This window comes from Corynebacterium sp. HMSC08F01 (assembly GCF_001807545.1).
Classification (GTDB): domain Bacteria; phylum Actinomycetota; class Actinomycetes; order Mycobacteriales; family Mycobacteriaceae; genus Corynebacterium; species Corynebacterium coyleae.
Genome location: NZ_KV789271.1, coordinates 1 through 7,485 on the forward strand (window position 1 = coordinate 1; position 7,485 = coordinate 7,485).

Consider the following 7,485-nt stretch of genomic DNA (forward strand, 5'->3'; position numbering starts at 1 on the left):
TGGCAACTGGAAGGTTGACGTCGAGCCGGGCGAGTACACGGTGGAGTACAAGACGCGTGATGGTTACACCCCGACGGATCCGTCGCAGGTGTCGCGCAAGGTTGTTGTGGAGTCCGGTAAGGAATACCTGGACGTTGACCTCGGTGTGAAGCCGGGGGAGAAGACCCCGCCGGTGACCGAGACCGTCACAGAAACTGTTCCGGTTCCGACCCCGCCGGTGACCGAAACCGTCACCGAGACTGTTCCGGTTCCGACCACCAAGGTTGAGCAGCCGAACGGCAAGACGGACAACGGTGCCTGGGAGCGTTGCGTGGCTAACGCTGTGGCGTCCCCGCTGCTGTACCTGGTGCCGATTGCGGTGCTTGGTGCCGTCGGTGGCGAGTTGGCTCGTCCGTACATGGGCGCGATCAACGAACAGTTGGCCAAGGTCAACGCTGACATTCAGGCGGCGATGCGTCGCGATACTCCAGATCGTGGCCACGGCGGCGCGGGCCGAGACAACGACCAGTTCGCGGAGATCCGAGCACAGCTCGATGCTGCGAACCGCCAGATCCAGGCGATTGGCAACGACCCGAACATCCAGCGCTTCGGCACTATCGCACTTGGCGTGCTTGGTCTGGTCGCTGCAGGTGGTGTGCTGTACGACTGGTGCTCGAACGAGAAGGGTGAGGCGTTCACCTCGATCAAGGGTGGTTCGTCCGAACCGATGCCGATCACTACGGCACCGGTGACGACGACTCCAGAGAAGTAACCACCAGCAAGAAAGCCGACCTCGAGGGACTTAAACCTCGGGGTCGGCCTCTTTTACGGGAAGAGTTCCGGCATGGTGTGGAACTGACGCTCGCCGGGGACGTCGCGCAGGATCTCGATGGCGCGCTTGGTGTCGGGACGGTTTTGGCCGGCGACGACCTGGATCTGCTCGAGGGGGAGGGGGTTGGTGAGGTGGATGGGGGTGGTGGTGTCGTCGATAGGCAGAATGCCCTGGAGATCACCCACTGGGATGCCGAGGAGCACCGTGCCTGCGGGGGTGTCGCGTAGTACTGACGTCTTCGGCGTGAAGTACAGCGTGCCGGTGAGCGGGCCGGTGCCGAGGGTGTCCAGCGCTGCGGGGAACCAGAGGAGGTAGTCCGCGGTGTCGCCGGAGATGTCGCGTGCTGCCAGTCCGGAATTGAGCCACGTGTGGATTTTCATGCGGCCGAGTATACGGACGGATTTCGGTGATATTTGGCTGCTCGCCCGGATACAGGTAATGTGTACGCAGCGCTGGAGATGTGCCAGAGTGGCCGAATGGGGCTCCCTGCTAAGGAGTTGCCCCCTTGACGGGGGCCGCAGGTTCAAATCCTGTCATCTCCGCCATTGCGCCCGTAGCTCAACGGATAGAGCATCTGACTACGGATCAGAAGGTTGGGGGTTCGAATCCCTCCGGGCGCACAAGAAAAACCCCCGCTGAGCGGGGGTTTTCGCATTGAGGGGCTACTGCGTCTCGACGACCGGCGCAACCGTAGTCGGCGCCTCCTCCTTATCCTTGCGGGACGAGCCGTTGACGTTGATGTCAACGCTCTGCACGTCCGGGACACAGGTGCGTACCGCGGTAGCGATCAGCAGCGCGGAAACCAGGCCGACGATACCGCCGCCGATTGCCATCGCCTGGGCAGGATCGAGGCCAGCGTTGCGGGCGGCCGCGGTGAAGATGTCGCCAGCCTGGCCGTTTGCCTGACCCAGGCCCGGGAGGCCCGCCTGGTTAGCCAGCGCGAGCGGCAGCATCAGGACCAGCGGCACGCCAAGGCCGACGAGGGAAGCGATGCAGCGCGGGTCGGAGGACCCACCGGTGGCGTTGACCTTGGCGCCGACGAGCTTGTCGCCGCCCTGCTGGTCGCCGTTGCCACCCTTCTTCGAGGAGCCACCCGAGCTGCCGAACAGACCACCGTTGGCGTTGTCGCGGATGTCCGGGTTGGCGTTGTTCGTGACCACAACGGAGTTGTTCGAGCCGTTGTCGTTCGCGTTGCCGGTGATGACAACGGTCGGGTTGGCGTTGTTGGTCGCCACGACCGAGTTGTTGGAACCGTTGTTGTTCAGGTTGTCGCGCGGGTTTGCATTGTCCGTGACGACGACCGAGTTACCAGAACCGTTGTTGTTCGCGTTGCCGGTGACAACAGGGTTCGCGTTGCCCGTCACAATGGCCGAGTTGTTCGAGCCGTTGTTGTTGGCGTTGTTGGTGATGACCGGGTTGGCGTTGTTGGTGACCACAACGGAGTTGTTCGAGCCGTTGTTGGACCCGTTGTCGTTCATGTTGCCCGTGATAACCGGGTTCAGGTTATCCGTAATGACAACGGACGGGTTGCCGTTGTTGTTGAAGTTGTCGCGCGGGTTCGCATTATCGGTAACAACCACGGAGTTGTTGGAGCCGTTGTCGCGAATGTCCACCGTCGGGTTGGCGTTGTTCGTCACGACGACCGAGTTGCCGGAACCATTGTTGGAGCCGTTGTCGCGAATGTCCACCGTCGGGTTGGCGTTGTTCGTCACGACGACCGAGTTGCCGGAACCATTGTTGGAGCCGTTGTCACGGATCTCCACGGTCGGGTTGGCGTTGCCGGTGACGATGATGCCGCTCGGCTGCACCTCAACCTTGACGATGCCCTCCAGCGGGCTCTTGCCGTCCTTACCGCCACCGAGCAGACCGCCGAGAAGGTTGCCGAGGAGGCCGCCGGCGCCGCTGCCGTTACCGCCGCTGCCGCCTTCGGAGCCTTCGCCCTTGCCGCCACCGATCAGGTTGCCAATCAGGCTGCCCAGGCCGGTGCCACCGGTCGCACCGCCGATGATGCTTCCGAGCAGCGGGCCGAGAATGTCTGCTGCGGTACCTGCTACTTCAGCCGGGGTCTTGGACGGGTTCTTCGCAGCAATCTTCAGCGTTGCCTTGAACGTGTCCTTCGTGCCGTCGTCGTGGACCTGCTCGACGGAGACAGGCAGTTCAATGTCGCCTTCCGTGAAGGTGGTCGGCGGGGTGATGCGGACGCCGTCGGCGTCGGTGGTGACGCTCCAGCCGGTCGGCAGGCTCACGCCACCCTTGCTCAGGGTCACGCCCTTCGGCAGCTTGAGCGCATCCAGCGTCTTGGCGGAGGTGGACTTCTCAAAGTCGACCGGGTAGGTCTTCTCCAGCTCCTTTTCCCACTCGCCGACGGGGCGCTCGTCGATAACGTTCAGACGCAGCGTGGTCGTGAACGCCTCGCCCTCGGCGGGGGTCACCTTCACGGCGATGTCCTTGTTGCCGGTACCAAAAGCAGTCGCGGACTGCGGGCGAATCACGGTGAGGGTGCCGTTGTCGTTACGGAAGTTCCAGTTGAAGATCGTGTTCGTCGTCGGTGCGACGGTGTCACCCGGCTGCAGTTTCAGGCCTTCGACCACTGCTTCCTTCTTGTTCCAGAAGTTGGCGGTGTTGAAGCGACCGTTGAAGGCGTTTGCGGTTGTCTTCGGGGCATTGCTTGTCGACGACTCCTCCGCCGGCGGGGTAGCCGTCGTCGGAGCCGGCTCAGACGTTGGCTCTTCTGCAGGAGCGGTCGTGGTCGGAGCGGGCTCCTCCGAGGTTGGGGCCTCGGGCGTCGGTTCCTCGGACGTTGGGGCCTCGGAGGTCGGCTCCTCAGGGGTTGGGCAGGCGTCGGCAGGCTCGGTGAACGTGTTTCCCTCGGCCTTCTTATCCACGACGTTGACCTTCAGCGTGGTGTCGAAGGAAGAGCCGTCGGCCTTGGTTACCTTGACCGCAATGTTCTGGTTGCCCTTCCCGAAGGAGATCGCAGCCTCTGGACGGATGAGAATCAGGTTGCAGCCGCTGGTGCGGAAGCGCCATTTATTGCGGGCGAGAAGGAGTGCCGTTGCTTCGACCTTGTCGCCGGGCTCAAGCACAAGCCCTTCTACGACTGCTTCGTCGACATCCCAGAAGTTAGTGGTGGTGTAGGTGGTGTCGAACGCGCTGGCGTCGACAGCTGCCGCCACCGGGGTCACGCTGACGGGGGATACGAATGGCGCCACCAGCGCCAGGGAGAGCGCACCCGCCGCGATGGATACGCGTCGGGAACGTACAGTTTTTGCCATGAGGGCTCCTTGGGTCTGGGCGATAACGCCGATTCCTGGGTGTTTCCGCGAGATGTATCGCAAAACGTTCGTAAAGTTTTACACATGCGTAATAAATGCGGAATAGCTATCTGGGAATAGCCCCCGCTCGGGTGAATATGAAGCCAGGTACGCTCGCGGTGTGAGAGCTATGCAAACGGCTGATTTGGCCAATATTGAACGGAAGTTGCGGCGCCGCCGTCTATCCCCGCGCGATTTGGCTGCTATGCAGCACAAACTCGCGGGGATGGACTTGCGTGACATCGTCCGTTTGGTGGAGCGGCAGCCGTCGAGACGCGGTGCGGAGCTGGTGCGACTGCTGCCAGCGCCTCGAGCCGCTGTGCTTTTCGACGCCCTCGCGCCCGCCCACCAGGCCGAAATCGTCGAAGCCTTAGGTGATCATCAGATCCCCGGCCTGTTCGATGCCCTCGGCACCGAGGACTTGGTCATGCTGCTCGATCACATGGATCCGGAGGTGGCGGAGCGGGTTCTCAACGAGTTGGATGAGGACGACCGCGCCTACACAGACCTGATTCTCGCCTACGAGAAGGGGTCGGTCGGCCGTGTCATGTCGCCGAATGTGGAGGCGGTTGGTGCGACGGAGACGGCGCAGGAGGTCGTCGATAAGCTGCGCGCGCATGTTGATGACCTGGAGACGATCTACACCGTGCCAGTTATCGACGACATGCACCACGTCACCGGCGTACTCAGCCTGAAGGACCTGTTCAAGGCGCGTGCGGACGACGAAGTGGGCACCATCATGCGCGAAACCCCCACCGTCGTGGAGAGCGAAGACGCCGAGTATGCGGCGCGTCGCCTGCTCGCGTCTGGTCACCTCGCGTACCCGGTGGTGGATAACGGCCAGCACCTTGTGGGCATTTTTACTTACGACGAGGCCCAGGACATCGTCGAGTTCGCCGACAGCGAGGACTCCGCACGTCAGGGTGGTTCCGAGTCGCTGAAGCAGCCGTATCTGTCCACGCCGGTGCTCAACCTGGTGCGATCCCGCATCGTGTGGCTGCTCGTGCTGGCGGTTTCCGCGATTCTGACCGTGCAGGTGCTCGGTATCTTCGAGGACACGCTCGCCCAAGTGACCGTGCTGTCCCTATTTATTCCGCTGCTGACCGGCACCGGCGGCAACACCGGTAACCAGGCCGCGACAACGGTGACGCGTGCGCTAGCGCTTCACGACGTGACCAAGGGCGACATCTTTAAAGTCATGTGGCGCGAACTGCGCGTCGGCGCGACCCTTGGTTCGGTGCTTGGCATCCTCGGTTTGGGTATCGCGTGGGCCGTTTTCGGGCAAGAAATAGGCATTGTGATCGGTTCCACACTTTTTTGTGTGTGCGCCATGTCCGCGACCGTCGGCGGCATCATGCCGATCATCGCTCGCGCAGTCGGCGCCGACCCGGCGGTGTTCTCCAACCCGTTCATCTCTACCTTCTGCGACGCGACCGGTTTGGTCATTTACTTCCTCATCGCCAAGAGTGTGCTTGGCCTGTAATGGTGTCTTGAACTGCCGTTTTGGTGGTGCGCCCTGCCGGGTGTAATGTTCTTCTTCGTTGCCAACAGGCACTGCGCCCGTAGCTCAACGGATAGAGCATCTGACTACGGATCAGAAGGTTGGGGGTTCGAATCCCTCCGGGCGCACCAATTTCGGGAAGGCCCCACACAGTTTGTGTGGGGCCTTCCCTTTTGCTTCTTTCGCGATTTTTCTGAGACGCAATTACGGCAAAGATTAATAAACCCTTTGAATCTGAATAAACACTGATTAAGCAGGGGCTTTAGATGTGAGTGCGCTTGAAAGCGCCTGTCCAAGTTGGTAAATTATTTGGAAGTCTCGTGCGGAAGTTCGTGTTCTATGTACTTCTTGCTCGAATTTCTCTCGTTATAGAAAAATCAACCATTGGAGCAATCTTGAACAACGCTTCCTCTCCGTTCGATTTCAACGCGAACTTCTCCGCGCGCCGTTCCTCACGTCGCGGCTTCTCCGGCAAGCGCACCGCCATCGCGGGCATGACCGCAGTGTCGCTGGCGCTGTCAGGCTTGGCTGTGCCGAGTGTTGTTGGTGGGGAGGTTCAGGTTGCGGGGGCACAGGAAACTAATAAACGTCCGGCAGGTTCGTTGCTTCAGGTGACCTCGAAGGCGGTCGGGCGGGACATTGAAATCTGGATCGCTGAGGATTCTTCGAATCAAACGTTTAATGAACTGATTTTCTCGATGCGTGAGAATGCGCCCTTGATCAATACCACCACAAAGGATCGTCGCTACCCGAAAGAACGCTATACGTTTGATGAGGTTTATATCTCCAATGGCAGGAAATTTGTAAGGGAACAGGGACTTAGTGCGTCCCTCATTAATGCGGCGATTGGGGATAATTGGGAGCAGGGACTAAGCCAAGCACCGAACAACGGGCCGGTAGCGCGTATTACTTTCAATAAACCAATTGCAACGAATGGCGGGGCAATTAAACTCGTCGCGAAGGGTGCGAACAAGAAAGGTCTAGACAAAGAGGGAAAGAATACCCAGTGGCCGTACTCAGGTGGTCCTGCCTCGTCTGGGTTGACTAGATCCTGGGTCGAGACTGCGAAGCCGGGTTCTTTGTCTGGAACTGTGAAGCCTGGCTCGATTCAAAAGGTTGAACTCGTTGATGCCAATGGAAGCTCTACGACCGTATCCGTGAATTCTGACGGTAAAATCTCTGCATCTGGCATTCCCGAGGGGGCTTACACCCTTGTAGTTACACCAGCACGCGGATACGCAAAGCCCGATGGTCGGCAGGTGAAGATTAAGGCCAATGAAGAATACAAGCTTGGGGATATCACTCCGCAGCGCGAGAAGGGATCCATTAAAGGATCTGTAACGAATGCCCCAAAGGACTCGAATCTGAAGATCCGTGTTACCGGAGTCGAAGATGCCACTCGCGATGTTGAAAAGATTGTTATTGTTGACGTAAACAACGGCGAGTACTCGGTTTCGGATTTGCCAACGGGTAAATACCGGGTCGAGGTTGTGGAAGAAACTGTTCCTGGTGACCTTGCCGTGCCTGACCCGCAGAGCGCTAACGTCACGAATAATGGCATCGAAACTAAGAACTTCGAGCTGACTAAGCGAATTGGCTTCTTGACAGTTGAGCTCGATACTCCTGTACCGGTTGAAGTTAACGCGCGTCATAATGACAATGACATTTACCCTTTCGGAATGGTAGACCGTGGATTTACCTGGGGAAAGGCCCCAATTGGTTCTTACACAGTAGAAGTGAAGACGCCTGAGAGGTATTCGGTCAGAGGCGAGGCCGCGACACACGTCCCGGAGAACGGCGATGGCAAGGTCAAGTTGACCGTTACCCGTGATAAGGGTTCGGTGTCTGGTTCTGTGGAT

At 59.7% G+C, this 7,485-nt stretch carries 4 protein-coding genes, 3 tRNA genes and 1 pseudogene; 6 read left to right on the forward strand and 2 right to left on the reverse strand.

Annotation, left to right across the window (positions count from 1 at the left end; translation table 11 throughout):
* Window positions 1–751, forward strand: a pseudogene (locus tag HMPREF3171_RS11980) (hypothetical protein); the annotation flags it as partial.
* A 53-nt stretch (window positions 752–804) separates the two neighbouring features.
* Here the strand turns inward: HMPREF3171_RS11980 and HMPREF3171_RS00755 are convergent.
* Window positions 805–1,191 (reverse strand): hypothetical protein, encoded by a 387-nt coding sequence (locus HMPREF3171_RS00755; protein ID WP_070482205.1) that lies wholly within the window; start codon window positions 1,189–1,191, stop codon window positions 805–807.
* A 74-nt stretch (window positions 1,192–1,265) separates the two neighbouring features.
* Between HMPREF3171_RS00755 and HMPREF3171_RS00760 the strand changes: the two genes are divergently transcribed.
* Together HMPREF3171_RS00760 and HMPREF3171_RS00765 are read left to right on the forward strand one after the other, a co-directional pair.
* Window positions 1,266–1,356: transfer RNA gene (locus tag HMPREF3171_RS00760), tRNA-Ser, on the forward strand.
* Window positions 1,357–1,358: 2 nt separating this feature from the next.
* Window positions 1,359–1,431: transfer RNA gene (locus HMPREF3171_RS00765), tRNA-Arg, on the forward strand.
* Window positions 1,432–1,473: 42 nt separating this feature from the next.
* On the opposite strand, the gene HMPREF3171_RS12415 is transcribed toward HMPREF3171_RS00765, so the two are convergent.
* A complete protein-coding gene (locus HMPREF3171_RS12415; RefSeq protein WP_070482207.1) occupies window positions 1,474–4,086 on the reverse strand; it encodes a hypothetical protein in 2,613 nt (870 codons plus the stop codon).
* Window positions 4,087–4,255: 169 nt separating this feature from the next.
* Between HMPREF3171_RS12415 and mgtE the strand changes: the two genes are divergently transcribed.
* The 3 genes from mgtE to HMPREF3171_RS00785 form a co-directional block, all read left to right on the forward strand.
* Complete coding sequence (gene mgtE, locus HMPREF3171_RS00775; protein ID WP_070422014.1) at window positions 4,256–5,608, forward strand: magnesium transporter; 1,353 nt, start codon at window positions 4,256–4,258, stop codon at window positions 5,606–5,608.
* Window positions 5,609–5,681: 73 nt separating this feature from the next.
* A tRNA-Arg gene (locus HMPREF3171_RS00780) sits at window positions 5,682–5,757 on the forward strand.
* A gap of 147 nt (window positions 5,758–5,904) precedes the next feature.
* Window positions 5,905–7,485, forward strand: a 1,581-nt coding sequence (locus tag HMPREF3171_RS00785; RefSeq protein WP_141743299.1) for an MSCRAMM family protein, incomplete at its 3' end; no start/stop codon positions are given.

Bases quoted from the DNA above. Each gene is read 5' to 3' on its own strand.
- HMPREF3171_RS12415 (WP_070482207.1), bottom strand. From the start codon at position 4,086: ATGGCAAAAACTGTACGTTCCCGACGCGTATCCATCGCGGCGGGTGCG.
- mgtE (WP_070422014.1), top strand. From the start codon at position 4,256: ATGCAAACGGCTGATTTGGCCAATATTGAACGGAAGTTGCGGCGCCGC.
- HMPREF3171_RS00755 (WP_070482205.1), bottom strand. From the start codon at position 1,191: ATGAAAATCCACACGTGGCTCAATTCCGGACTGGCAGCACGCGACATC.